Genomic DNA, 25,192 nt, shown 5'->3' on the forward strand with positions numbered 1-25,192 from the left:
ACCATGCTCGATGCCGCCACGATCGAACGGCTCGCCGCGCGCCTGGATGAAGCCGAGCGCACCAAGACGCTGATCCCGATGTTCACGAAGGACTATCCCGATTTCGCCATCGAGGATGCCTACGCCGTCCAGCGCAGCTGGACAAAACTCCAGCTCGGCCGCGGCCGGGTCATCAAGGGCCACAAGATCGGCCTGACCTCGAAGGCGATGCAGAATGCGGTCGGCATCAGCGAGCCGGATTACGGCGTGCTGTTCGCCGATATGTTCTATGCCGACGCCACGCCGATTCCGTTCGATCGCTTCCACGCGCCGCGGATCGAGGTCGAGCTCGCCTTCGTGCTGAAGGCGCCGCTGCGCGGTCCCGACTGCACCATCTTCGACGTGCTCAACGCCACCGACTACGTCACGCCGGCGCTGGAGATTCTTGAAACGCGCATGCACCGCGTCGATCCCGAGACCGGCAAGACGCGAAAGGTCATGGACACGATCTCGGACAACGCGGCGAATGCGGCGCTGGTGCTCGGCGGCCGGCCGTTCCGCCCGCTCGATGCGGATCTGCGCTGGATCGGCGCGCTTCTGTTCCGCAACGGCGAGGTCGAGGAAACCGGGCTTGCTGCCGGCGTGCTCAATCACCCCGCCAACGGCATCGCCTGGCTCGCCAACCGCCTCGCGCCGCATGACGAGCATCTCAAGGCCGGCGAAGTCGTGTTGGCGGGCTCGTTCACGCGCCCCGTCGACATCCGCCGCGGCGACACCTTCCATGCCGACTACGGTCCGTTCGGCTCGGTGTCGTGCCAGTTCGTCTGAAGCAGTAAGCAAAAGGGAGCGCAGCATGACACGGCGCAAGAGCATCCACATCGGCGGCTTCAAGCACGTCAATCCGATTCCGAACGCCTGCCGCATCGGCAATCTCGTGATGTCCGGCGTCATCCTCGGCCGCGATCCCGCGACCAACGCGATGCCCGAGAGCCTGGATGCCCAATGCGCCAACATGTTCGCGCATATGAAGGCGATCGTGGAAGCCGCCGGCGGCAGCACCGACGACATCATCAAGATGACGGTGTGGCTGAAGGACCGCACGCAGCGCGGTCCCGTCAATGTCGAATGGCTCAAGATGTTTCCGGACGAGCATTCCCGCCCGGCACGTCACGCGCTGCCGATGGACAATATGGACGGCGGCGCGCTGGTGCAGTGCGACTTCACCGCCGTGATCGACTGAAGGAGCATCGCATGCCGACCTATTTGCCGTTCGATCCCAATCCGCGCCGCCCGGTCAAGGCGCCGCCGCCAAAGACCGTCGACAGCCAGTTTCATGTGCTGGGGCCCATCGACAAATATCCGGAGCGCCCCGGTGCGGCCTATCGGATGCCGACTGCGACCTGGGAGGCTGCGCTGCGCGTGCACAAGACGCTCGGCATCGAGCGCGGCATCATCGTGCAGACCACGACCTACGGCGCCGACCACGCCGTCGTGCTCGACGGGCTCAAAGCGATGGGTCCGAACTATCGCGGCTGCGCCAACGCGCTGGTGTTCGCGGAGGCGAACGACGCCTATCTCGCCAGGCTGCATGACGCCGGCGTTCGCGGCGCGCGCTTCAGCTTCCGCCAGGAGCTCGGCGCCGTGCTGTCGGATGCCGATTTCGCCCGCGCGATTGCGCGCATTCGCGAGCTCGGCTGGTACGTCAAGATCCAGCCGGAGAAGGACGGTATCATGTCGAGCGTCGCCAAATACGAAAATCTCGACGTCCCCGTGCTGATCGATCACATGGCGCGCCCTGATCCCGAGGCCGGCAGGAACGATCCGAATTTGCGCAAGATGCTGGAGCTGCTCGAGAAGGGCAATTTCTGGGTCATGCTGTCGCTCGGCGAGAAGACCTCGAAAGCCGGCGCTCCTTACGACGACGTGATCCCGATCGCGCGCGCCTATATCGAGGCCGCCGTCGACCGCTGCGTCTGGGCCAGCGACTGGCCGCACCCGGTCTCCGTGAAGCAGCCGCCCAACGACGCCGATCTGCTCGAGCTGATGTACCGCTACGCGCCCGACCAGACGGAGCTGGAGAAGATTCTCGTCCACAATCCGGCAATGCTGTTCGGCTTTCCGGATTAGAATTCGAGTTGTCGCCACAAACGCGGTGCACTCCCTCCCCCGCCGGCGGGAGAGGGCGCACTTCTGGCGGGGGCGCTCGATCGCGCTCACGCCGCCGGCTGTTGCGCCAGCCGATCGCGCACCTGCGCCGCGATCTCGAACGAGCGCAGCCGCGCGGTGTGGTCGTAGATCTGCCCGGTGGTGATCAGCTCGTCCGCGCCGGTATCAGTGATCAGCGCCTTCAGCTTCGCTTCGACCACATCAGGCGAGCCGACCGCGGAGCAGGACAGCGATTGGCCGACCATGGCCTTTTCCGCCGGCGACCACAGCGCATCCATGTCGTCCACAGGCGGCGGCAGCGGGCCGGGCGTGCCGCGGCGCAAATTGATGAACTGCTGCTGCAGCGAGGAGAACATCCGCTGCGCCTCCGCGTCGCTATCGGCCGCGAACACGTTGACGCCGACCATCGCATAGGGCTTGTCGAGCTGCGCTGACGGCTCGAAGCGCGCGCGATATTCGCGCAGCGCCGGCATCATCATCTGCGGCGCGAAATGCGAGGCGAAGGCGAACGGCAGCCCGAGCATTGCGGCAAGCTGCGCGCCAAACGTGCTCGATCCCAAAATCCACAGCGGCACCTTGGTCCCCATGCCGGGCACGGCACGGATCGCCTGGTTCGGCTGCACATCGCCAAGCAGCGCCTGCAACTCCAGCACGTCATGCGGAAAATTCTCGGACGCGGCGGCAAGGTCGCGCCGCATCGCCCGCGCGGTGAACTGGTCGGTGCCCGGCGCGCGCCCGAGCCCGAGGTCGATCCGCCCGGGATAGAGCGATTCCAGCGTGCCGAACTGCTCGGCGATGACCAGCGGCGAATGGTTCGGCAGCATGACGCCGCCGGAGCCGACGCGGATCGTCCTGGTGCCGCCCGCGATATGCCCGATCACCACCGACGTCGCCGCGCTCGCGATGCCCGTCATGTTGTGATGCTCGGCGAGCCAGAACCGCTTGAAGCCCCAGCCTTCCGCGTGCCGGGCGAGATCCAGCGAGTTGCGGAACGCCTGCGCGGCGTCGCCGCCCTGGCAAATCGGCGCGAGGTCGAGCACGGAGAAGGGGATCATGGGAAGGGTACCGGTGGGAAGAAACTGTGCCACCACATGTAGTGTCCGTGGGCAGGAAGGGTAGAGCACTTGCGAAACCCAACATCCTTCGCCGTCGAACGAGCCAGATGGGTTTCGCTCCGCTTGAACCATTCTGCGAAGCTGTTCGAGCGGCCGCGCGCTCGTTCACAACACTGTTATTGCGACCCGTTGCGCCCTTCGCCGCAACTGGGCGTTTCTGGCCTGGTGTTGTATGTTTTGCGCAGCCATTGCCCGGTAGTCGCGTGTCCCGGACGCGGTGCAGCGTGAAACGCTGCTCCGCAGAGCCGGAACCGATCTGGCTAGGCCCGGCTCTGCAGCTCATCACTGCGTGCTGCACCGCGTCCGGGGCACGAGAAATCATCGCACGGCGCGCGATCGCGCCGACCGCCCGGAGGAACTGACCTGACCACGGTCGTATTCAATCGCCGCAATCTCCTCGTCGCCGGTGGCTCCGTTCTGGCGGCCGGCGCTTCCGGCCTCCTGCTGCCGGCCCGTGCGGCAGGCCTCGCGCCGACGGAAACGATGTCGGGCGGCGCCAACAACTACCGCAAGGGCGCGGCGATCGTGGATCGGATCGGCAAGGGTGGTTTCTGGATGAGCGGCACCGTGCGCCGCGCCGGCGACGGCGCTCCGCTCGCGGGGCAGCGTATCCAGATCTGGGCGCACACGACCGAAGGCCAGGAGCACGAGCCGCAGAGCCACGGCGCCACGCTCACCGACAAGGACGGCAAGTTCCGGCTCGAGATGCCGCAGATCATTCCGATCTTCGGCCAGCCGCATGGTCACCTCGCCTATGACAGCGGCGAATTCAAAACCGTCTTTCTGCGGCCGGTGATGCGCAGCGCCAAGGACACCAGCCTCGAGGCGCACTTCGTCCTGCAGCCGGCCTGATCGGGCCAGCGAATGACGGGGTGGAGATCGGCCCGGGCGATCCTGATCTGGGTTGCCCTCGCCCTGGCCATCGGCGTGCCGATCGCTGCCGCTGCGACAAGCGAGCAGCTCGCATGGCGCGGGCCGGTCTATATCCTCGCCGGCTTCGCCGGGATCATCGCACTCGGTCTCGTGCTGGTTCAGCCGCTGCTGATCGGGGGATATCTGGCGCCGCTGTCGGCCTATCGCGGACGGCGCGCGCATCACTGGATCGGCGGCGCGCTGGCCTTCGCGGTGCTGATCCACGTCGCCGGCCTCTGGATCACCAGTCCGCCCGACATGATCGACGCTCTCACCTTCTCATCGCCGACGCCATTCTCGCCCTTTGGCGTGACCGCGATGTGGGCCATCTTCATCGTTGCGCTGCTGGCGTCCCTGCGCCGGCGGTTGGAGCTGCGACCGCGCACCTGGCGCATCATTCATATTCCCCTCGCGATCGTCATCGTCGCGGGCAGCGTGGTCCATTGCCTCCTGATCGAGGGAACGATGGAGACGATCTCGAAGGCCGTGCTGTGCGCGGCCGTCCTCGCGGCGACGATCAAAGCCATGATCGACCTGCAGGTGTGGCGAAAGCGAAGGGAACTGCGCGGGGAGAGCGCTGCGCGGCAGTGAGCGGCGGATTTGCGAGGCATTGCGAGGAGCTCGCGACAAATTGCGAAGCAATTTTGCGCCGATGCGACCAAGCAATCCAGACTGTCGCTGCGGACCGATTCTGGATTGCTTCGCTAGACTCGCAATGACGGAACACGCCGCTCTGCTTGCCGCAGATAGCGGCGGGGCGTATCTTAGCGCAATGGTTGTCACGGCCCCCGATCTGGAAGCGTTCCTGCTCGCGACGCCGTTCTTCGGCGGCCTTCCGGAGCCAGGTCTCGACCTGCTGATGTCGATGCTGGTCGAGCGCCGCTTCGACGCGGGCGCAACCGTCGTGGCGGAGGGCGAGCCGGGCCGCTCGCTGTTCATCGTCAAATCCGGCCGGCTCGCGGTGAGCAAACGGACGAATGCGGGGAGCGTCATCCCGATTTCCGTGCTGGAGCGCGGCGACTTCTTCGGCGAGATGACGCTGATCGAAATGCAAAATCGCTCGGCAACGGTTGTCGCGGAGGCACCGACGGTGCTGTACGAACTGACCGCCCAAAATCTCTACGCCTGCTACAAGGCCGACATCCACGCCTATGTGATCGTGCTGCAGAACATCAACCGCGAACTGTGTCGACGGCTGCGTCGGGCAGATGATCGGTTTGCGAGGCGTGCTGCGGGTAACGACAATTGATAGTGCGTAGTGCGTAGGATGGGTAGAGCCCTTGCGAAACCCATCATGTTTCGTCACCGCCTCGAAAGGACTTGGTGGGTTTCGCTTCCGCCTTCGCTCATTGAGCCACGGAGGACAAGTCGACACCCATCCTGCGAGCCGGGCGCCCTGATCCGGTTACAGCAACGCCATCGCGTGCAGCGAGTTTCTATGAAAGCCGAAGGCAACGATGCCGGAGAGAAGCAACGCAATCCCAGTCACGATCAGGCAACACGCAAACACTATCGGAGCCCCCGGTTCATCATCCACGGCAAGACGATAATAGATAAAACTTTACCGACAATCGAAAGGAAGGATTAACCTTACCTGCGCGGCCCAATCGCGACCCGTCGGGCAAAACACCCCAGACCCCGTCAAGCCCTCCTTGCAAAAATATTTCACTTTACCGAAATTCGGATTCGCGGCATATTCCCGCCATCCCGGCCCGATGGAGAGGGCGATCGTACGTCGCAACGAACGTGGACTGGGGTGCGGTGGACGCGGCTGCGTCGGGCACGGGAAGGCGGGACCAGGGCGGGTGAACCTCGTGAGGTCCTTCTCCGTGTGACGAACGGCGCTGCTGCGTACGGCTAAACCATGTGGTCCTGGCTGTCGTTGCTACAGCCAAGCTTTCGCGAAGATGCATCGGCCAACCGGACGCGGTGCGTCGGTTTTCGCGAGGTGACGGAGGCCAGAAGGAACTCGGCTCCGGGGAGAGCAGGCATAAGCCGTCAACCCATCGCGCAGGGAAGGCCGGGTGTTTTCCGGCCCACCTGTTGTCCGCCTGCGCATTTGCGTGTGCAAATTCTTCGCGCAGCGGGTCATGGGTGCCAGCCGGCACCCGGTCTTCCCTGCGCCCTCTTCAAGGAAGAGGGTCAAGGAATACAGCAAAACTCGGACGCTTCGCGCCGCGAGAACGTTGCTTGATGTGTGAACACTGGAATGACGGAGGGATCTCGCCTCGCCCGTGTCGCTCCAGTCAGCGGCGGGCGGCGATCGCCGTCAGCTCCAGCCTGACGCCCGGGCCGAGATCCGCAACGCCAATGGCCGCACGCGCTGGCAGATTGTCGGCAATGAAATAGCGCTTCCACACCTAATTGAACGCCGCCTTGTCGGCGAGATCAGCCATAAAGATCGTCACCTGCAGAACGCAGGAGAGATCGGAGCCGGCCCCATCGAGCAGAGTCTTCAGCACATCGTCGGCCTGGCCCGCCATATCGAGCCCCGCATTTTCAGGGACGATGCCGCCGAGATAAAGCACGCCATTATGCTCGACGATTTCGTGGAGCAGTCCTTCATAGGGCAGGGAACGTGTGATCACGATCGCATCCGTGGGTGTTGCGGGCTCGCTGCCAAATGGGGCTGCCAAGTGGAGGGCTCGCTTCAATGGGGAAAAATGGTGCTGCCAGACAGGATTGAACTGTCGACCTCTCCATTACCAATGGAGTGCTCTACCACTGAGCTACGGCAGCATGTGCTGGTGAAGAATCGGGCGCCCGAGGGGCGCTACCAAGCGGGCCGATATCTGCCACAAGCCCCCCTCCTGTGCAAGCTTGCTCGGCCCGTCAAACCGAGAAAATCGGGCCGATATCAGGGGCAAAATGCCCGTTTCGGCGCGAAACCACCGACTTTCCGGCGATTCGGGCTCCGATATCCCCCGCCAACTGGCCAGTTGCCCCAGGCCTCGGATTCGATCCATTTCGCGTTTCGCACGAATGGATCGCGCCGGCCTCTTGAGCTGTCGCCATTCGGTGGCATCCTGCCGCCGACCGTTGTGATGGATCCGTGATGGCCGACGAGACCGACAAGAGCACGAACCAGGCGAGGACGTCCCGCGACGACCGCTTGAAATCGGCGCTGCGCGAAAACCTGAAGCGGCGGAAGCTGCAGGCGCGCGAACGCGCCGCAAGCACCGACCCCTCGCAGAATGACGATGGTTCCCTAAATGAGGGGACCGCCGGCAAAGCCGGCACCTAAGAATTTGGAATGAGCGAGAATGACGATGGGGCAGAACGGGCAGCAACCAACCGGTGACGAGGCGCTGATGTCGCGCTTCACCCGCCCCGAGCAGACCTTTCCGACGCTGACGCCGGCCGAGATCGAGCGTGTCAGGCATTTCGGCGAGGCCCGCAGCTACGCGGACGGCGAGTTCCTGTTCGAGACCGGCAAGCCCGGGCCCGGCATGTTCGTGGTGCTGAAGGGCCATGTCGCCATCACCCAGCGCGATGGCCTCGGTCACGTCACTCCCGTCATCGACCAGGGGCCTGGGCAATTTCTGGCCGAGCTCAGCCAGCTCTCCGGACAGCCGGCGCTGGTCGACGGCCGCGCCGAGGGCGATGTCGAGACGCTGCTGTTGCCGCCGGAGCGGCTGCGCGCGCTGCTGGTCGCCGAGGCCGAGCTTGGCGAGCGCATCATGCGCGCGCTGATCCTGCGCCGGGTCAATCTGATCCAGGGCGGCATCGGCGGTCCGGTGCTGATCGGGCCGTCGAACTCCGCCGGCGTGGTGCGGTTGCAGGGGTTTCTCACCCGCAACGGTCAGCCGCATCATCTGCTCGATCCCGATCGGGATCCCGACGCGGGCGAATTGATCGCGCGTTATTCGCCGAAACCCGAAGACTGGCCGCTGGTCGTCGCCGCGAGCGGCGCGGTGCTGCGCAACCCCAGCGAGACCGAGCTTGCTCGCGCCATCGGCATGATCGGCGGGGCCAAGGACGGCCGCATCTACGACGTTGCGGTCGTCGGCTGCGGACCGGCCGGGCTCGCCACCGCCGTGTATGCGGCGTCCGAAGGGCTGTCCGTCGCGGTGCTCGACATCCGTGCCTTCGGCGGCCAGGCCGGCGCCAGCGCGCGCATCGAAAATTATCTGGGCTTTCCGACCGGTATCTCGGGCCAGGCCCTGACCGCGCGCGCGTTCACCCAGGCGCAGAAGTTCGGCGCCGACATCATGATTCCGGTGACGGTGAAGTCGCTCGACTGCACGCGCAAGGACGGCGCATTCGCGGTGGCGCTCGACGGCTGCGATCCCCTGCGCTCGCGCGCGGTCGTGGTTGCGAGCGGTGCGCGCTATCGCCGGCCGGAGATCGCGAACCTCGACAAGTTCGAGGGACGCGGCGTCTGGTACTGGGCCTCGCCGGTCGAGGCGCGGCTCTGCGCCGGCGAGGAGGTGGCCCTCGTCGGTGCCGGCAATTCGGCAGGTCAGGCGGCCGTGTTCCTGTCGGGGCACGCCAAGAAAGTGCTGATGATCATCCGCGGCGGCGGCCTGGGGGCCAGCATGTCGCGCTATCTCATCGAGCGCATCGAAGCGACCCCGAACATCGAATTGATGTTCAACACCGAGATATCAGCGCTCGAGGGCGACGAGGCCGCGCTGCTGCGGCGCATCCGCTGGAAGAGCCGGCTGTCCGACGACGAGGATTCTGCCGACATCCGCAATCTCTTTCTGTTCGTCGGCGCCGATCCCGCCACCGCCTGGCTCGACGGCTGCGGCGTGACGCTCGATCGTGGCGGCTTCGTCGTGACGGGCGCGCAGTCCGAGCAGAACCAGGGCAGGCTGGTGGCGCCGCTGGAGACCTCCGTGCCCGGCGTCTATGCCGTCGGCGACGTCCGCTCCGGTTCGGTCAAGCGCGTCGGCGGCGCGATCGGCGAGGGTGCCCAGGTCGTGGCCTCCCTGCACGGCTATCTCGGCGACGCCGCAAAACCGGCGCTTTAGCCGAGCAGAAGACAAGCAGATGGCAAGACGAATGGGACTTGCCATTGCGCCGCGTCATGCGTGACTATCTTCCCTCATCCTGAGGAGCGCGCGCAGCGCGTCTCGAAGGATGCAGGCCCGGCTGCATCTGGGCCTGCATGGTTCGAGACGCGTGCTTCGCACGCTCCTCACCATGAGGATCTGACAGAACAGTTTAAAAAAAGGGAGGACTAAATGGCTGAAGTCGTCGTGCTCTACAAGACACCCAAGGATGCTGCCGCCTTCGACAAGTACTACGCCGAGACGCACATTCCGCTCGCCAAAAAACTTCCCGGCCTGAAAAAATACGCCGTCAGCAAGGGGCCGGTCGCATCTCCTGCAGGTCCTTCCGGAATCCATCTCGTTGCCATTCTCACCTTCGACAGCGTGGGCGACATCCAGGCGGCCTTCGGCAGTCCGGAAGGCAAGGCCACCGGCGCCGACGTGCCGAAATTCGCCAGCGGCGGCGCCGACCTCTTGATCTTCGACACCAAGGAAGTGTGAGGCTCGATTCGACTTTCGTCGAAAATCTGCCGTCGTTTGTGACAGCGGTGCAAAAAAATAAGCCATGCGTTTGTCGATTCGCACGATGACGCATGGCTTCGCACATGCATGTGACGACAACGCAGGTGGCAATCCCATGAGGACCGTAATACTACTCTCGTGACCTCGATGCGTAGGAGAGATGTCATGGTCCTTGGCTTGAGCCTGTCCGCCTTCACGATGGTCCATGTCGTCATCAGCCTGATCGCCATCGCCGCCGGCCTCGTCGTGATGTTCGGCCTGCTCGGGTCGAAGTCGATGCCGGGCCTTACCGCGATCTTCTTGGCTTTCACGATCCTGACCAGCGCCACCGGCTTCCTTTTTCCGTTCGAGAAGCTGCTGCCCTCGCACATCATCGGCATCATCTCGCTGGTGCTGCTCGCCATCGCCTGCTTCGCGCTGTACGGTATGAAGCTCGCCGGCGTCTGGCGTCCGGTCTACGTCGTGACCGCGATGATCTCGCTGTATTTCAACGTCTTCGTGCTGGTGATCCAGTCGTTCCTCAAGGTCCCGGCGCTTGCCGCGCTCGCGCCGGCCGTGGCGCCGGCGCCGCCGTCGGGTCCCGTGTTCGCGGCGGTGCAGGGCATCGTGCTGGTGTTCTTCGTCGTGCTCACCATCGGCGCCTGGCGCCGCTTCAAGCCGATGGCGTTTGCCTGATCGGTCTCCCCCTCGTCATTCCGGGGCGATGCGAAGCATCGAACCCGGAATCTCGAGATTCCGGGTTCACGCTTCGCGTGCCCCGCGAATGACGTTCCACTTAAGGAGTCCCCCCATGCCCACCATCACCACCAAGGACGGCGTCGAGATCTTCTACAAGGATTGGGGCAGTGGCCAGCCGATCGTGTTCAGCCATGGTTGGCCGTTGTCGGCCGACGACTGGGACGCGCAGATGATTTTCTTCGTCAACAACGGCTATCGCGTCATCGCCCATGACCGCCGCGGCCATGGCCGCTCGTCGCAGGTTTCCGACGGCCACGACATGGATCATTATGCCGACGACCTCGCGGCCGTGACCGCGCATCTCGACCTCAAGAATGCCATCCATGTCGGCCATTCCACCGGCGGCGGCGAAGTCGTGCACTACATCGCGCGCCACGGCGAGAGCCGGGTGGCGAAGGCGGCGATCCTGTCCGCGGTGCCGCCGCTGATGCTGCAGACTGCGGCCAATCCCGGCGGCCTGCCGAAGAGCGTGTTCGACGATCTCCAGGAGCAGCTCGCGGCCAGCCGCACGCAATTCTATCGCGACCTCCCTGCCGGCCCGTTCTACGGCTACAACCGTCCCGGCGCAAAGCCGTCGGAAGCGGTGATCCAGAACTGGTGGCGCCAGGGCATGATGGGCGGCGCCAAGGCCCATTACGACGGCATCGTCGCGTTCTCGCAGACCGACTTCACCGAGGATCTGAAGAAGATCAACGTGCCGGTTCTGGTCATGCACGGCGACGACGACCAGATCGTGCCCTACGCCGATTCCGCGCCGCTCTCGGCCAAGCTTCTGAAGAAGGGCATCCTGAAAACCTACAAGGGTTTCCCGCACGGCATGCCGACCACGCACGCCGAAACCATCAACGCGGACCTGCTGGCGTTCTTCAGGGAGTGAGGCGCCTCACTTCAAGATCGCCCTGATCGCATCGAAGGTGCGCTTGACGAACGCCTCCGGCTTCTCACGCGCGCCTTCGCCGATCCAGCTCTCGCCGCCGACGCGCATCGCGCCGGTGGCGATCATGGCGACGAGCCGCGCCTGCAACCGGTCGGATTTGGCTCGTGCGCGCTGGGCGAGGCCCTCGGCCAGCGCGCGCTCGAGCTTCTCGTATTTGAGCTGGTCGCGCGCCTGCAGCGCGGGATTGTCGCGCTTGAGCCGCGACATGGCCGCGGCTTCCGCCGGATCGAGCCGCTTGACCGCCGACGCGATCGCATTCTCCGCCGCCGTCAGCATGGATTCGTCCGCGGGCCGCGCGACGACCTCGGCGACCAGCGCGCTGGCGGCATTTTCCTGCCAGGCCGCCACCACGTCCTCCTTGGACGCGAAATAGTGGAAGAAGCTGCGCCGCGACACCTCCGCCGCCGCCGCGATGTCGTCGATGGTCGTGGCCTCGAAGCCGCGCTCCAGGAACAGCGTCATCGCCGCCCGGGTCAGCCGCGCGCGGGTCTCCTGCTGCTTGCGCTGGCGCAAGCCGGTGACAACAGGGGATTTTCCGTCCGCGGGCAATTTCCGGGCAACCTTCGAAGCCTTCAAATCGTTTCACCTCTTGCAAAGTTGCACTCAGTGCACATTTAGATTGGCCGCGGGCCTCATTCCAGCCCCGAACGGAGACATGGCATGACCGACTGGACCACGGCAGACATCCCCTCTCTCGCCGGCAAGACGGCCGTCGTGACGGGGGCGACGGGTGGCCTCGGGTACGAGACGGCGATGGCGCTGGCGGGCGCCGGGGCCATTGTCATACTCACCGGACGCAATGACGCAAAGGGCCTGCGGGCGATCGAAGGCATCTGCGAGCGGTTTCCCAATGCGCTGATCGCCTACGAGCCTCTCGATCTCGCCAGCCTGTCCTCCGTCGCCCATTTCGCCAGGCGCTTCGCCGCCGGCAACGAGCAGCTCGATCTTCTCGTCAACAATGCCGGCGTGATGGCGCTGCCGAAACGCCAGCAGACCGAGGACGGTTTCGAGATGCAATTCGGCACCAATTATCTAGGCCACTACGCACTGACGGCCCACCTGTTGCCGCAGCTTCGCCGCGCGAAGGCGCCGCGTGTCGTCAATCTATCGAGCCTTGCGCACCGCTCCGGCACGATCAATTTCGACGATCTGCAAGGCAAGCATTCCTATCGTCCGTGGCGCGCCTATTGCCAGTCCAAGCTGGCGATGCTGATGTTTTCGCTCGAATTGCAGCGTCGCAGCGACGCGGCCGGCTGGGGTGTGAGCAGCATTGCCGCGCATCCCGGCTTTGCGCGCACCGACCTCATTGCGAACGGGCCGGGCGCCAACACGTTCCAGTCGCGGATCGGCCGGCTGCTCCAGCCGCTGTTCAGCCAGTCCGCGGCGGAGGGCGCACTGCCAACGCTGCTCGCCGCGACTTCCCCCGCGGCCGAGCCAGGCAGCTATTACGGCCCGAACGGATTCTACGAAATGAAGGGGGCGCCCGCGGCGGCGAAGATCATGCCACACGCGAAGGATTTCGCCACCGCTGCCATGCTGTGGGATGTCTCGGCGACGCTGACCGGTGTATCCTTCGACGAGATCGCGGCCGCGGCGTGAGCCGCGAGCCCGCCAGGAACATCCCGATGCAAGTCATCATCTTCGGCGCCACCGGCATGGTCGGGCAGGGCGTTTTGCGCGAATGCCTGGTCGACGCCGGCATCGCCCGTGTGCTCGTGGTCGGCCGCAGCCCGACGGGGGTGCGCAACGCCAAGCTCACCGAGATCATCCACGACAATTTTCTGGACTATTCAACGATCGAGGCCCAGCTCACCGGCTTCAATGCCTGCTTTTTCTGCCTCGGCGTCTCCTCCATCGGCATGAGCGAGCAGCGCTACCGCCACCTCACCTATGACCTCACGCTCGCGGCTGCGACGACGCTGGCGCGCCTCAATCCGCAGATGGTCTTCACCTACGTCACCGGCGCCGGCACCGATTCCACCGAGCAGGGTTCGCGGATGTGGGCGCGGATCAAGGGCAAGACCGAGAACGATCTGCTCAAGCTGCCGTTCAGGGCCGCCTACATGTTCCGGCCCGGCGCGATCCAGCCGCTGCACGGCGCCCGTTCCAAGACCGTCTGGGTGCAGGCGGTCTATTCCGCAACCGGGCCGCTTTGGTCCGTGCTGCGCCGGCTCTCGCCGCGGCTCGTTACTTCGACCGAGCAGATCGGCCGCGCCATGATCCGCGTCGCCCGGGAGGGGTATCCGCGGAAGGTGCTGGAGATGGAGGATATCAATAGCCTCTAGCCTGCCGGCCCGTTAGTTTGAGCGGAAATTTCTGGGCCTGTGCGCGTTGAGCCCTGTCCATTCCGAAGGAGAAGCGTCGGCGATGTCGCCCCAGCTCAAACTGATCGCACTCGACGCCGACGATCTCGCCGTGATCTCGACCCATGTCCAGGACGCCCGTGTCCAGGCCTCCGACATCATCTGGCGACAAAGCGAGAAGCGGCTTGTGGTCGGGATGAGCCGGCTGGACTGGGAGCAGACGCTGGAGGGCGAGGCCGAGCCGCGCCGGCTGGTCGCCGCGCTCCGCTTCGACCGCGTGCTCGCCTGCAAGTCGCGCAACATCGAGCTCGCGGCTCCCGACAAGGTCCTGGACCTCGTCGGTATCGAATTTCATCCCCGGGACGGGCGCGACGAGGAGCCCGGCGGCAGCGCCCTGCTCTTGTTCGCCGAGGGCGGGGCCATCCGGCTCGACGTCGAATGCCTGGAATGTGAGCTGACCGACCTCGGGGCCGACGCATTGGGAACGGGGTTGGAGATCGAAGGGGAGGGATGAGGTCACCTGTATACCAGCCGCACCGGCTCAGGCCTGCGCCAGAACGGCGGCTTGCGAGGGTTGACGCCGCTTCCCCGCCGCGCCATTGAGCAGGGGACCTGGTGCGCCAATCCGCCCCAAAGACCAGCCAGAAGCCAAGCCAGACATGCCCGTTCGCCTCGACCGCAGCAGCGCCGATTTTGACCAGCGATTCGCGGCCTTCCTCGCCGCCAAACGCGAGGTCTCGGCCGACGTCGAAGCCGCCGCGCGCGTCATCGTCGACGACGTCGCCAAGCGGGGCGATGCCGCGCTGCTCGAGGCCACCGCAAAGTTCGACCGGTTGACGCTGGATGCGGCCTCCTTGCGCGTTTCGGCCGCCGAAATCGAGGCCGCGAACAAGGCCTGCGATGCCGCGACGCTGGATGCGCTCAAGCTCGCGCGGGACCGCATCGAGATCTATCACCGCCGGCAGTTGCCGCAGGACGAGCGCTTCACCGACCCGCTCGGCGTCGAGCTCGGCTGGCGCTACACTGCGATCGAATCCGCCGGCCTCTACGTGCCAGGCGGCACTGCGGCCTATCCGTCCTCGGTGCTGATGAACGCAGTGCCTGCAAAGGTCGCCGGCGTCTCGCGCCTGGTGATGGTGGTGCCCTCGCCGGACGGCAAGCTCAATCCGCTGGTGCTGGCGGCGGCCTCGCTCGGCGGCGTCACCGAGATCTACCGCGTCGGCGGCGCGCAGGCCGTGGCGGCGCTGGCGCACGGCACAGCGACGATCGCGCCGGTCGCCAAGATCGTCGGCCCCGGCAATGCCTATGTCGCCGCCGCCAAGCGGCTGGTGTTCGGCAAGGTCGGCATCGACATGATCGCTGGCCCGTCCGAGGTGCTGGTGATTGCCGACGACACCGGCAATGCCGACTGGATCGCCGCCGATCTCCTGGCGCAGGCCGAGCACGATGCCAGCGCGCAGTCGATCCTGATCACCGACTCGGCCCGCCTTGCCGCCGACGTCGAAAAGGCGGTCGAGGCGCAATTGAAGACGCTGCCGCGCGCCGCAATCGCCAGCGCGTCCTGGGCCGATTTCGGCGCCATCATCATGGTGAAGAACTTAGGCGATAGCATTCCGCTCGCGGACGCGATCGCCGCGGAGCATCTCGAGATCATGACGGCTGATCCCGATGCGCTCGCTGCGAAGATCCGCAATGCCGGCGCGGTGTTCCTCGGGCCCCATACGCCGGAGGCGATCGGCGACTATGTCGGCGGCTCCAATCATGTGCTGCCTACGGCGCGCTCGGCGCGATTCTCCTCAGGGCTGTCGGTGCACGACTTCATGAAGCGCACCTCGATCCTGAAATGCGGCCCGGATCAGCTGCGTGCGCTCGGTCCTGCCGCGATGACGCTCGGACGAGCGGAGGGGCTGGACGCCCATTCGCGTTCGATTGGATTGCGCCTCAATCTGTCATGACAGAGCTGCCCGAACAGGACGACTCGACCAATCGCATCGTCGGCGTCACGCTCGACGAAGAATCGATCGGCCGTTCCGGGCCTGATATCGAGCATGAGCGCGCGATCGCGATCTACGATCTGATCGAGCAGAACCTGTTCGCGCCCGATGGCGCCGACGGGAAGGGCCCGTTCACGCTGCATATCGGCATCACCGGCAACCGCCTGATGTTCGACATCCGCCGCGAGGACGGCACGCCCGTCGTCGCGCATCTGTTGTCGCTGACGCCGTTCCGGCGGATCGTGAAGGACTATTTCATGATTTGCGACAGCTACTACCAGGCGATCCGCACCGCGACCCCCGACAAGATCGAGGCCATCGACATGGGCCGGCGCGGCATCCATGACGAGGGATCGCGCACGCTGCAGGAGCGGCTGAAGGGCAAGGTGCGGGTCGACTTCGAGACCTCGCGCCGGCTGTTCACGCTCATCACCGTCCTTCATTGGAAAGGCTGATCACGGATGGCTGCGCCCTCACGCGCACGCGATCCGCAATCGGTGTTGTTCGCCTGCGCGATGAACAGCGTGCGCTCGCCGATGGCCGAGAGCCTGTTGCAACACATGTTTCCGCAGGGCCTCTACGTGAAATCGGCCGGCGCCAGGCGCGGCGAGCTCGATCCGTTCGCGGTGTCCGTGATGGCCGAGCTCGGCCAGGACATCTCCGCCCACAAGCCGCAGACCTTCGAGGAGCTGGAGGATTGGGAGGGGCTGAATTTCGACCTCATCATCACGCTCTCGCCCGAGGCGCACCACAAGGCGCTGGAGCTGACGCGGACGCTGGCGGCCGACGTCGAATATTGGCCGACGCAGGATCCGACCACCATCGAGGGCAGCCGCGACCAGAAGCTGGCAGCCTATCGCGACGTCTGCGACCAGCTGTTGATGCGCATCCGCCGGCGTTTTGCCAAGGTGGGCGCGGCGTCAGGTTGATCTCGTGCCGCGGACGCCTCTTCCCCCTCTGCCCCTCGTGGGGAGAGAGGCGGAGAAGGCGTAACACCGGCGTCACAGACTGGGGGCACACGCATCTCGGCATCCCCTCGAATCACCAAAGCTGGGGTTCCCGGGTTGTGAAATCAGCCCCCTTCCGATAGGTTCCGCGCGCAATTCACCCCCTGCTCATCCCCCAAATCACCTGATGCTTGGCCGCCCCAAATTCGTACTTGCCTCCGGTTCGCCGCGGCGCCTGTCGCTGCTCAACCAGGCCGGCATCGAGCCGGACGCGCTCCGGCCGGCCGACGTCGACGAGACGCCGAAGCGGGGCGAGCTGCCGCGCGCCTGTGCCAATCGCCTCGCAAGGGCCAAGGCGGACGCAGCGCTGAAATCGGTGCAGCTCGACGACGAGCTGCGTGGCGCCTTCATCCTCTCCGCCGACACCGTGGTCGCGGTCGGCCGCCGCATCCTGCCCAAGGCGAATCTGGTGGACGAGGCGGCGCAGTGCCTGCGGCTGCTGTCGGGCCGCAACCACCGCGTCTACACCGCGATCACCCTGGTGACGCCGCGCGAGGCGTTCCGCCAGCGGCTGGTCGAGACCCGCGTCCGGTTCAAGCGCCTCTCGGAAGATGACATCCAGGCCTATATCGGGTCCGGCGAATGGCGCGGCAAAGCCGGCGGCTACGCCGTGCAGGGCATCGCCGGCTCCTTCGTGGTGAAGATGGTGGGGTCCTACACCAACGTCGTCGGCCTGCCGCTCTACGAGACCACCACGCTGCTCGGCGGCGAGGGCTTTCCGATCCGCTTCGGCTGGCTCAACGCCACCGCGGTGTGAGCCGGCAAGCCGCGGCTCAACAAAATCGCGAAAGCAACCCCATGCACGGTAGAATGGCCTGATGGGGCGCACGCGCCGCCGGTACGAGGAACCCGTTTGCCGACAGGCTCTTGAACCCCTTCACTCCGTGCAAGCCGCCGACATCATGGACGCCCCCATCAAAAAGCCCGCCAGCCCGCTCAAGACCTGCCCGATCTGCGGCAAGCCGCAGTCCGAGGCCACCCGTCCGTTCTGCTCGTCGCGCTGCCGCGACGTCGACCTGAACCGCTGGCTGAAAGGCTCCTACGTCATCCCCGGCCGCGACGACGATTTGGATGACGTGGAATAAGAAGTGATATCAATAATTTAGCAGGTCGCGCGCGCCGCCGCGCGCCAACCGCGGCAGCTTGTGCACAGCCGGGCCGCGCCCGGCGAAGCCTCTTGGCGAAGCCGGGTGGACAGGCCGCCCCTAGCCCACTATAAACCGCCCGCTCGATGGGCTTTGGCCCCTCTCTTGGAGCACGCCCAGGTAGCTCAGTTGGTAGAGCATGCGACTGAAAATCGCAGTGTCGGTGGTTCGATTCCGCCCCTGGGCACCATTCCCCTGACGTCGGACATCCCCGAGATGTGGCTGCTCCCGAGGCACTACCCTCGTTCGCTATACGTGGCCGGCGGCCGCTGATATGATCGTTGGACGGTAAACGGCAGCTCGCCACCATACTTTTTCTGCGATGCCGGCCTTCTGATCGGACCTCGATCCCGCTCGCGCCTTTTCGCGTTGCCTCGACAAGAACGCTGAACAAATCGTCAATGGCTGCCGCGTCCCCGCTCACATTGGGAGATGTGCCATGGCTGCATCGGACTGGCGTCTCGAAGGCGAATGGATGAAGAACTGCACCTGCGCGTTTGGCTGTCCCTGCGATTTCAACGCACGGCCGACCCAAGGCTATTGCAAGGGAATGGTCGCCATGCGGATCGCCAGGGGACATTTCGAAGGGACCAGGCTCGATGGTCTCTGCTTTGCGATCACGGTCGACTTCCCTGGGCCGCTTCATGAGGGCAACGGGACAATCCAGCCCATCATCGACGAACGCGCCACGGCGGAGCAGCGTCAGGCGTTGTTCGATATCTTTTCCGGCAAGCATTCGGCCGAAGGCACGCTTTTCCAGATCGTCAGCATGATCGTTACCAGGATCCACGATCCGGTGTTTGCACCGTTCGAGTTTTCCTTCGACAAGGAAGGACGCGTCGCAAAACTCGTCGCCAGGGGCGTGCTCGAGACCGATGTCGAGCCGATCAAGAACCCGGTCACCGGTGATCCGCACCGCATCCAGGTGGTCATGCCCGAGGGGTTCGAACATCGGGCGGCCGAGGTCGCATCCGCCAACATCCGCTCGACCGGGGCGATCCCGTTCGAGACCCGGGGTACGCATAGCTCGCTCGCCAATGTCGTGCAGACGCCCGAGGGGGTTGCCGCATGATGCGGCGCTGACACCGACACAAAACCTCGGTGTCAGCTCCTCATCGCTATGGACAAGTCGATGCAGGGGCGCTCGATACTGGAACACCTGCTCCACCGCGACCGGCTGGTCGTCGCGATCGGGACTGCCGCAGTGGTGGCGCTCGCCTGGGCCTATCTCGCCGCGGGCGCCGGCATGGACACCGAGATGATGACCGACATGCCGGACATGGCGCCGATGCCGTGGACGCCATTCTATGGCGTGCTGCTGTTCGTGATGTGGTGGGTGATGATGGTCGCGATGATGGCGCCGAGCGCGGTGCCCACCGTCCTCTTGTATGCGACCGTCAAGCGCAAGCAGGAGACCGCCTCCCGCGCCGCAATCGATACCTGGATCTTTCTCGCCGGCTATCTCGTGACGTGGGCGGGGTTCAGTCTCGCTGCGGTCCTGGTGCAAGGAGCGTTCGAACGTTTCGGATTGCTGTCGATGGCGATGGCAAGCACCAGCGCGATTTTGGGCGGCGGCGTTCTGATTGCAGCAGGGCTTTATCAGTTCACGCCTCTCAAACAGGCGTGCCTGCGGTACTGCGAGAGCCCGCTATTGTTTCTCAGCCGACATTGGCGGCCCGGCACGCGCGGCGCATTGCGAATGGGACTTCGCCACGGCAGCTACTGCGTCGGCTGCTGCTGGTTTCTGATGGTATTGCTGTTCGTCGGCGGCGTGATGAACCTGGCCTGGATCATCGGCATCGCGCTCTATGTCGCCGGCGAGAAGCTGCTGCCGTTCGGCCGAAGATTGAGCTATGCGGCAGGCGGGGTCCTCATCCTGTCCGGCACGATCGTTCTTGCGCGGGCAATCTGAAAAGCAGGTCCAAAGGCGGCTGAAAATGTGCGGCTTTCGACATGCCCGTGTACCTGATTGCTCAAGGCCAGCCGACCTCCGTGATGATACGGATGCTTTAAGCTGAAGAATTGAGCTTTGCCCAAACACAAACTTAAGGCTGTTTCAGCTACCTTTGCGCTAAGAGCAGCACCCGCGCGCCGCTTTCGGCCGCGGGTGTCCCTGTGCAGTCGAGGCGGAGACAAGGCGATGCCAATACTGCGGGCGAGCGCAGTTCTGCCCTGGCGGCCGAAGCGGGGGTGCGCGTCGTGATTCCCGCAGGGGCAGTCCGCAAAGCCGGAAGAACGATCCTGCGGAATGGTCCGCTGCAGATCGCATTGTTCTTTCTGCCCCTGGTCTGGATCGGCTATTTCGCAATCACCGCGTCGGAGCGGATGGATGCGGTCGAGCAGGCGCGGTCGCACGGCGACAGCGTCGCCGAACTGTTCGAGGAAAACACCGAACGCATCTTCGAGCGCGTCGATCAGTCATTACTGGTGGTGCGAGCGCTCTACGCCCAGGATCCGCTCACCTTCAGCTTGAAGTCATGGTCGGACACGGCCCGCATTGCGACCGGCGACGTGGTTCAGTTCGCACTGATCGGATCAGACGGATACATGATCGACACGACCGCGGGCTATTCCGGTCCGCCGCTTTATCTTGGCGATCGCGAACACTTCATCAATGTCATGGCGCAAGCCGACGATCGCCTCTACGTTGCCAAGCCGGTGCTGGGAAGGGCCTCGAACAAATGGACGATCCAGCTGGCAAGAAAGTTGTTCGACCTCGCGCGGAATCCGGCCGGGGTGATCGTCGGCTCGATCAGCGTCGACGTGGTCGGCAGGTTCTACGACACGGCAAAGCTCGGCGTCGGAGGAACGCTGGTGCTCAGAAATGCGAATTACGTCGTGCTCGCCGCCCGGGGCGTGGACCAGAGCTCCGTGCTGGGACAACGCACACCCAGCCGCGTCGAGGGCGAGCTCGGTGACGGCTTCTATGTGCAATATTGGAACGAGAACCGGCCGAACCGCAGCGACCGGCTGATCACGGCGCGCAGGTCGCGCGCGTTTCCGCTCATCTTCACCGTCGGCATTTCGGAGCAGGAGATTTATTCCCGCTCCGCCTTCAGGCAGAAGGTCTATCTCGGCGGCGCGCTGCTGCTGACGTTCATTATCCTCGCCGCGACGACATTCCATTGGCGACGGCAGCAGGCGCTGGATCGCGCTCACCGCGAGCGGCGCGATTTTGCCAGCAAGTTCGAGGATGCGCTCCGGAACCTTCCCCAGGGCTTGAGCATGTTCGATGGCCGTGACCGCCTGATCGCATTCAACCCGCAATGGCTCGAACTCTATGGCCTCCTGCCGGAAGACATTCGGATCGGCATGCATTTCCGGGATATATTCGCAAAACAGACCGCCGTGCTCGACGTCGAGGCCTATCTCGTCGATTTGAAGAACCGGCTCGCCCGGTCGGAGCAGATCTCGAACACCGTGCAGTTTCCCGATGGACGGGTCGTCTACATCTCCTACGGCCGGCGCGAGGGTGGCGGCTGGGTCGCTACTCATGAGGACATCACCGAGCGAAAGGCGTCGGCGGACCGCATCGAGCGGCTGGCGCATTACGACAGCCTGACCGGCCTTGCCAACCGCAACCTGTTCAAGGAGCGCATCGACGAGGCGCTAGCCAGCTCACGCCGGCTGGAGCCTGCGTTCGCCGTCCTCCTGCTCGATCTCGACAAGTTCAAGTCCGTCAATGATGCGCTCGGCCATCAATGCGGCGACGCGTTGCTGAAGCAGGTTGCCGACCGGATCAAGGCGCAGATTCGTGATGCCGATACGGCGGCGCGAATTGGCGGCGACGAGTTTGCCGTGATCGTGGCCGCGATGCGCGACGGCGCTGCAAGCCTGGCCGAGCGGCTGGTCCAGGCCATTGCCGAGCCCTATCACATCGATGGCCATCCCGTCGTGATCGGCTGTAGCATTGGCCTTGCGCTCGTGCCCGAGCACGGCACGCGGGTCGATGAGATCCTCCGCAACGCCGATCTTGCGCTCTACAGGTCGAAGAATGCCGGCCGAAGCTGCTTCCACCTCTATTCAGCGGAGCTCAAGGCGGAAGCGGATCAGCGCAACGTGCTCGAGATCGAGCTGCGCGAAGCGATCTGGCGCGAGGAGATGGAGGTATTCTATCAGCCCGTGATCGAGCTCGGCACCGGCCGGGTAAAATCGGTCGAAGCGCTGGCGCGCTGGCATCACGGCACCAGGGGCTACATTCCTCCGGCTGAGTTCATTGCGGTTGCGGAGGCGGGGGGCTTGATCGTCGAGCTCGGCAATCAGGTGCTTGCCCGGGCCTGTCGCGATGCGATGAGCATGCCGGCCGACGTTAAGGTCGCCGTCAATCTCTCTGCCCTGCAATTTGCCGGCACCAATCTCGTCGACACCGTGACGTTTGCGTTGGCGCAGAGCGGCCTTCCGCAAACCCGGCTCGAACTCGAGATCACCGAGAGCGTATTTCTCGCCGACACCGAGGAGAACCTCAAGACGCTCCAGCGCCTCAAGGCGCTCGGCGTCTCCATTGCCCTCGACGATTTCGGTGTCGGATACTCGTCTTTGTCCTATTTGACGGCCTTTCCTTTCGACAAGGTCAAGATCGACAAATCGTTCATCGACAGGATCGATCGCTGCGAGACCGTCGCCGTGCTGAAGTCCATCGTGCAACTCGCGAAGACGTTGAAGCTCTCGATCGTCGCCGAGGGGGTCGAGTCCTTCGAGCAGGTTAAACGGCTCCAGTCACTCGGCATCCCGCTCGGCCAGGGATTTCACTTCAGCAAGCCCGTGCCGCTCGCCGGCCTCTCGTGGCAGGCTCCCCCGGCGCGACGGAAACGGCGGGCGGCGTGAGCTGAATGCCTCCGGCGTTTGTCATCATCGCCCGCCGCCCAAGAGCAGGAAAGCTGAGCAGGTGAAGCCTCCCTAGGAATAGCTTGGAAGGGGGCAAGACCTGGTGGTCCCCTGGCACGTTCAGCTCCCGCTGAGAGCCGAAGGACCGCACCGCGCGGAGCCAATTCCCGAGCCAAATCGCACCCGCCGATCCTGGCACTCCATTTGCTCAGTCTTGACCAAAGCCGGGCCTCGGCAGGGAGGCCCGTTTCAGGTTGAGGCAAGCGATGCAAGAAATGTCCCGTTCTGGTACTGCCGGAGAACTCCGGCTCGATGCGCTGATCGCCGATTTGTGGTGGCGCGTCCGGCTGTTGAATACCGACATTCTCGAGGAGGAAGCCAAAGCCGGCGTGTTCGACGTGCTTCAGCCGACATATCCGCTGCTTGCACTGAACCTCCGAGCGCGGCGCGACAATCTGGTCTCGACGATCGGCGTGCTCGAGGAGCGTGCGAAATCGGTGTCGGAAGCGGCTTGAGAGCCGCCTCCGGTGACACCGGAAACGTCAGCGAGGTGACTCTTCACGGTGCTGACGGACACGCCGAGCGTCGCGAAGATCGCGTCGCGCGTCTGTCCTTCGCAGGGGGGCTCGACGGACAAGCCGCCATGCGCTTCGTGCTGCGGATGACGCGTGATCGCCGACGTCTCGATCGTCGCCGCGTGATCGCCGACACATATCGTTCCAGCGGGTCGATCTAGCTTGGCGTCAGGTGGCTCGCAGTGATCCACCGGGAAGAGGACAAGACTTATGCGCAATATCATCCTTGTGGCCTTCGCAGCGATCACCCTGGCAAGCGCGGTGACGCCCGCGAGCGCGCTGACCATCGTCCGCGATCATCGCGACCCGCCGATTGTGCGCGACCATCGCAATCAGACCATCGTCAGGGACCACCGCACGCAGCCCGAGGTCCGCGATCATCGCCACTAAACGTCCCGGCGGCGGAGCCGAACCGAACGGGTTCGGCTTCGTCGTCTTGTCGAAAAGCCCGACAATCGTCCCGCGCGCAACGCCGGTGTCCATTCGCGATTGTGAGGCCTGAGCACGCGCCACGCCCGCGCCGCCATGCTATTGCTGCCTCCGCAACTTTCCCGCGAGGCCGCCATGCTCCCCATTCCCGCCGATATCTTCACCGAGCCCGAGGACGTCTCGCCCGACGGCCTTGCCAATCTCGGCCCGCTTCGCCGTCTCGCAGGGCATTGGCAGGCGGACAAGGGCATCGACATCAATCCGAAGGCGGAGGGGCCGGAGCGGCGGACCTTCATCGAGCGCATCCGCATGGACCCGATCGATCCGCAGGCCAACGGGCCGCAGCTGCTGTACGGGCTGCGCTATCACATCCACATCAACACGCCCGAGGAAGACATCACCTTCCACGACCAGGTCGGCTATTGGCTGTGGGAGCCCGCGACCGGGTTGATCATGCAGACGCTGGCGATTCCGCGCGGGCAGGTGCTGCTGGCTTCGGGCAAGGCCGGGCCCGACGACAGGACGATCTCCGTCACCGCAAAGCGTGGCGATACCGCCTACGGGATCTGCTCGACCGACTTTCTGGAACAGGCGTTTCGCACCGACTCCTATCGCTGCGACATCACCTTCAACGACGACGGCAGCTGGACCTATCTGATCCAGACCGAGTTGTTCGTGCGCGGCGCGCCGTTCGACCATCGCGATACCAACACGCTGCAGCTGGTCGCGCCACCAAAGCTCAATCCGCTCGCGGTGATCGTCAACGATCGCGCCAGGAGCGATGAGAAGGGCGATGGGCCGGCAGCCTCGGCCTGAGTGATGCTCGGAGACTTTGCATGAAGCCCTATGTCATCTGTCTGATGCACTCCAGCCTCGATGGCCGCACGCATCCCAGCCGCTGGCGCCCGAAGGGGGCGGGCACGGACTGGTTCGAGAAGATTCATGACGAGCTCGGCGGCGATGCCTGGGTGATCGGCCGCGTCACCGGCTCGGAGTTCGCCAGGGGCCAGCCTTATCCTGCGACGAACGACGCGAAGCTGCCGCGTGAAAACTGGTTCGCGCGGCGGGACGCCAAGACCTATGGAATCGTGCTCGATGCGCGGGGCAAGATCGGCTGGGGCCGCTCGGACATCGGCGGCGATCCGATCGTCGTCGTGCTGACTGAGAGCGTGCCGGATTCCCATCTCGCAGGGCTCCGGGGCGAGGGCATTTCCTACATCTTTGCCGGCAAGTCCGAGCTCGATCTGGCGCTGGTGCTGGACATTCTCAGCCGCGAGTTAGGGGTGAAGCGGCTGCTGGTGGAGGGCGGCGGCGTCGCCAATGGCGCGTTCCTGCGCGCCGGTCTGATCGACGAGTTCAACCTGATTCTCAGCCCCGCGATCGATGGCGCAGAAGGCGCGCCCTTCGTGTTCTCTTCAACGGAGGCGGACAGCGACAAGCGCGCGCCGATCACCGCGATGACGCTGGAGAGTACGCGCCAGCTCGGCGGCGATGTCCTGCTGCTGCGCTATCTGATCAAGAACGATCCGCAAGCCGCGAGCCGGTAACG

The 25,192-nt window shown here is 64.7% G+C and carries 30 protein-coding genes and 2 tRNA genes; 27 read left to right on the top strand and 5 right to left on the bottom strand.

What is annotated here, in order from left to right; translation table 11 throughout:
- Window positions 1–3 precede the first annotated feature (3 nt).
- From hpaH to GDN70_RS06410, 3 genes are read left to right on the top strand one after another with little or no spacing between them, the layout of a single operon-like run.
- A complete protein-coding gene (hpaH, locus tag GDN70_RS06400; RefSeq protein ID WP_095426810.1) occupies window positions 4–807 on the top strand; it encodes a 2-oxo-hept-4-ene-1,7-dioate hydratase in 804 nt (267 codons plus the stop codon).
- A 25-nt stretch (window positions 808–832) separates the two neighbouring features.
- The gene (locus tag GDN70_RS06405; RefSeq protein ID WP_038950673.1) at window positions 833–1,219 is read left to right on the top strand and encodes a RidA family protein; all 387 of its coding nucleotides are present in this window, start codon (window positions 833–835) and stop codon (window positions 1,217–1,219) included.
- An 11-nt stretch (window positions 1,220–1,230) separates the two neighbouring features.
- On the top strand, window positions 1,231–2,106 hold the full coding sequence (locus tag GDN70_RS06410; protein WP_038950675.1) for an amidohydrolase: 876 nt from the start codon (window positions 1,231–1,233) through the stop codon (window positions 2,104–2,106).
- An 86-nt stretch (window positions 2,107–2,192) separates the two neighbouring features.
- Here GDN70_RS06410 and GDN70_RS06415 read toward each other — a convergent pair whose 3' ends face one another.
- Complete coding sequence (locus GDN70_RS06415; RefSeq protein ID WP_038950676.1) at window positions 2,193–3,200, bottom strand: LLM class flavin-dependent oxidoreductase; 1,008 nt, start codon at window positions 3,198–3,200, stop codon at window positions 2,193–2,195.
- 423 nt (window positions 3,201–3,623) lie between these two features.
- Between GDN70_RS06415 and GDN70_RS06420 the strand changes: the two genes are divergently transcribed.
- The 3 genes from GDN70_RS06420 to GDN70_RS06430 all read left to right on the top strand — a co-directional run bounded on the left by GDN70_RS06420 (window position 3,624) and on the right by GDN70_RS06430 (window position 5,421).
- Window positions 3,624–4,112 (top strand): twin-arginine translocation pathway signal, encoded by a 489-nt coding sequence (locus GDN70_RS06420; RefSeq protein WP_038950677.1) that lies wholly within the window; start codon window positions 3,624–3,626, stop codon window positions 4,110–4,112.
- 12 nt (window positions 4,113–4,124) lie between these two features.
- On the top strand, window positions 4,125–4,763 hold the full coding sequence (locus GDN70_RS06425; protein ID WP_038950678.1) for a ferric reductase-like transmembrane domain-containing protein: 639 nt from the start codon (window positions 4,125–4,127) through the stop codon (window positions 4,761–4,763).
- 181 nt (window positions 4,764–4,944) lie between these two features.
- Window positions 4,945–5,421: a cyclic nucleotide-binding domain-containing protein gene (locus GDN70_RS06430; protein WP_095426820.1), complete on the top strand. Its 477-nt coding sequence runs from the start codon at window positions 4,945–4,947 to the stop codon at window positions 5,419–5,421.
- A 997-nt stretch (window positions 5,422–6,418) separates the two neighbouring features.
- Here GDN70_RS06430 and GDN70_RS35760 read toward each other — a convergent pair.
- From GDN70_RS35760 to GDN70_RS06445, 3 genes are all read right to left on the bottom strand, one after another.
- Entirely contained in the window at window positions 6,419–6,532 is a 114-nt protein-coding gene (locus GDN70_RS35760; protein WP_371731506.1) for a RidA family protein, read from the bottom strand.
- Window positions 6,533–6,760, bottom strand: a complete 228-nt coding sequence (locus GDN70_RS06440) for a Rid family hydrolase (protein ID WP_349643742.1) — start codon at window positions 6,758–6,760, stop codon at window positions 6,533–6,535. It abuts the gene before it with no gap.
- 76 nt (window positions 6,761–6,836) lie between these two features.
- Window positions 6,837–6,911: transfer RNA gene (locus GDN70_RS06445), tRNA-Thr, on the bottom strand.
- 316 nt (window positions 6,912–7,227) lie between these two features.
- Here GDN70_RS06445 and GDN70_RS06450 point away from each other — a divergent pair.
- From GDN70_RS06450 to GDN70_RS06470, 5 genes are all read left to right on the top strand, one after another.
- Window positions 7,228–7,416 (top strand): hypothetical protein, encoded by a 189-nt coding sequence (locus GDN70_RS06450; RefSeq protein WP_038950680.1) that lies wholly within the window; start codon window positions 7,228–7,230, stop codon window positions 7,414–7,416.
- Window positions 7,417–7,435: 19 nt separating this feature from the next.
- Window positions 7,436–9,148 carry a cyclic nucleotide-binding domain-containing thioredoxin-disulfide reductase gene (locus GDN70_RS06455; RefSeq protein WP_097669117.1) on the top strand — a complete coding sequence of 571 codons (1,713 nt, stop codon included), beginning with the start codon at window positions 7,436–7,438 and terminating at the stop codon, window positions 9,146–9,148.
- 213 nt (window positions 9,149–9,361) lie between these two features.
- A complete protein-coding gene (locus tag GDN70_RS06460) occupies window positions 9,362–9,670 on the top strand; it encodes an EthD family reductase (protein ID WP_026202518.1) in 309 nt (102 codons plus the stop codon).
- 186 nt (window positions 9,671–9,856) lie between these two features.
- On the top strand, window positions 9,857–10,366 hold the full coding sequence (locus GDN70_RS06465) for a hypothetical protein (RefSeq protein ID WP_038950683.1): 510 nt from the start codon (window positions 9,857–9,859) through the stop codon (window positions 10,364–10,366).
- A gap of 115 nt (window positions 10,367–10,481) precedes the next feature.
- On the top strand, window positions 10,482–11,306 hold the full coding sequence (locus tag GDN70_RS06470) for an alpha/beta fold hydrolase (RefSeq protein WP_038950684.1): 825 nt from the start codon (window positions 10,482–10,484) through the stop codon (window positions 11,304–11,306).
- Window positions 11,307–11,312: 6 nt separating this feature from the next.
- On the opposite strand, the gene GDN70_RS06475 is transcribed toward GDN70_RS06470, so the two are convergent.
- Window positions 11,313–11,942: a TetR/AcrR family transcriptional regulator gene (locus tag GDN70_RS06475; protein WP_152102306.1), complete on the bottom strand. Its 630-nt coding sequence runs from the start codon at window positions 11,940–11,942 to the stop codon at window positions 11,313–11,315.
- 84 nt (window positions 11,943–12,026) lie between these two features.
- On the opposite strand from GDN70_RS06475, the gene GDN70_RS06480 reads away from it, so the two are divergent.
- The 16 genes from GDN70_RS06480 (at window position 12,027) to GDN70_RS06560 (ending at window position 25,190) form a co-directional block, all read left to right on the top strand.
- Window positions 12,027–12,965 (top strand): SDR family oxidoreductase, encoded by a 939-nt coding sequence (locus tag GDN70_RS06480; protein ID WP_038950686.1) that lies wholly within the window; start codon window positions 12,027–12,029, stop codon window positions 12,963–12,965.
- Between the two features lie 26 nt (window positions 12,966–12,991).
- Window positions 12,992–13,651 (top strand): epimerase, encoded by a 660-nt coding sequence (locus tag GDN70_RS06485; protein ID WP_038950687.1) that lies wholly within the window; start codon window positions 12,992–12,994, stop codon window positions 13,649–13,651.
- Between the two features lie 82 nt (window positions 13,652–13,733).
- Window positions 13,734–14,183, top strand: coding sequence for a DUF2948 family protein (locus tag GDN70_RS06490; protein WP_018321264.1), 450 nt, complete (start codon window positions 13,734–13,736; stop codon window positions 14,181–14,183).
- A gap of 145 nt (window positions 14,184–14,328) precedes the next feature.
- Window positions 14,329–15,624 (top strand): histidinol dehydrogenase, encoded by a 1,296-nt coding sequence (gene hisD / locus GDN70_RS06495; protein ID WP_038972196.1) that lies wholly within the window; start codon window positions 14,329–14,331, stop codon window positions 15,622–15,624.
- Entirely contained in the window at window positions 15,621–16,118 is a 498-nt protein-coding gene (locus GDN70_RS06500) for a UPF0262 family protein (protein ID WP_028140736.1), read from the top strand. Before hisD ends, GDN70_RS06500 begins: the two co-directional genes overlap by 4 nt.
- 6 nt (window positions 16,119–16,124) lie before the next feature.
- Window positions 16,125–16,592, top strand: coding sequence for a low molecular weight phosphatase family protein (locus tag GDN70_RS06505; protein ID WP_028140735.1), 468 nt, complete (start codon window positions 16,125–16,127; stop codon window positions 16,590–16,592).
- Window positions 16,593–16,797: 205 nt separating this feature from the next.
- Window positions 16,798–17,427 carry a Maf-like protein gene (locus GDN70_RS06510; protein ID WP_007597557.1) on the top strand — a complete coding sequence of 210 codons (630 nt, stop codon included), beginning with the start codon at window positions 16,798–16,800 and terminating at the stop codon, window positions 17,425–17,427.
- Between the two features lie 145 nt (window positions 17,428–17,572).
- Entirely contained in the window at window positions 17,573–17,755 is a 183-nt protein-coding gene (gene yacG / locus GDN70_RS06515; RefSeq protein ID WP_038972203.1) for a DNA gyrase inhibitor YacG, read from the top strand.
- A gap of 174 nt (window positions 17,756–17,929) precedes the next feature.
- A tRNA-Phe gene (locus GDN70_RS06520) sits at window positions 17,930–18,005 on the top strand.
- Between the two features lie 249 nt (window positions 18,006–18,254).
- On the top strand, window positions 18,255–18,887 hold the full coding sequence (locus GDN70_RS06525; RefSeq protein ID WP_038972182.1) for a DUF1326 domain-containing protein: 633 nt from the start codon (window positions 18,255–18,257) through the stop codon (window positions 18,885–18,887).
- A gap of 60 nt (window positions 18,888–18,947) precedes the next feature.
- The gene (locus GDN70_RS06530) at window positions 18,948–19,727 is read left to right on the top strand and encodes a DUF2182 domain-containing protein (RefSeq protein ID WP_244625870.1); all 780 of its coding nucleotides are present in this window, start codon (window positions 18,948–18,950) and stop codon (window positions 19,725–19,727) included.
- A gap of 356 nt (window positions 19,728–20,083) precedes the next feature.
- Window positions 20,084–22,639, top strand: coding sequence for an EAL domain-containing protein (locus GDN70_RS06535; RefSeq protein ID WP_097669120.1), 2,556 nt, complete (start codon window positions 20,084–20,086; stop codon window positions 22,637–22,639).
- A gap of 266 nt (window positions 22,640–22,905) precedes the next feature.
- Complete coding sequence (locus GDN70_RS06540; protein WP_028140731.1) at window positions 22,906–23,154, top strand: hypothetical protein; 249 nt, start codon at window positions 22,906–22,908, stop codon at window positions 23,152–23,154.
- A gap of 270 nt (window positions 23,155–23,424) precedes the next feature.
- Window positions 23,425–23,604, top strand: a complete 180-nt coding sequence (locus GDN70_RS06550) for a hypothetical protein (RefSeq protein ID WP_028140729.1) — start codon at window positions 23,425–23,427, stop codon at window positions 23,602–23,604.
- 174 nt (window positions 23,605–23,778) lie between these two features.
- Complete coding sequence (locus tag GDN70_RS06555; RefSeq protein WP_028140728.1) at window positions 23,779–24,459, top strand: FABP family protein; 681 nt, start codon at window positions 23,779–23,781, stop codon at window positions 24,457–24,459.
- Between the two features lie 20 nt (window positions 24,460–24,479).
- Window positions 24,480–25,190: a RibD family protein gene (locus GDN70_RS06560; protein ID WP_028140727.1), complete on the top strand. Its 711-nt coding sequence runs from the start codon at window positions 24,480–24,482 to the stop codon at window positions 25,188–25,190.
- Window positions 25,191–25,192 lie beyond the last annotated feature (2 nt).

This window comes from Bradyrhizobium sp. TM102 (assembly GCF_009176685.1).
Taxonomy (GTDB): Bacteria; Pseudomonadota; Alphaproteobacteria; order Rhizobiales; family Xanthobacteraceae; genus Bradyrhizobium; species Bradyrhizobium ottawaense.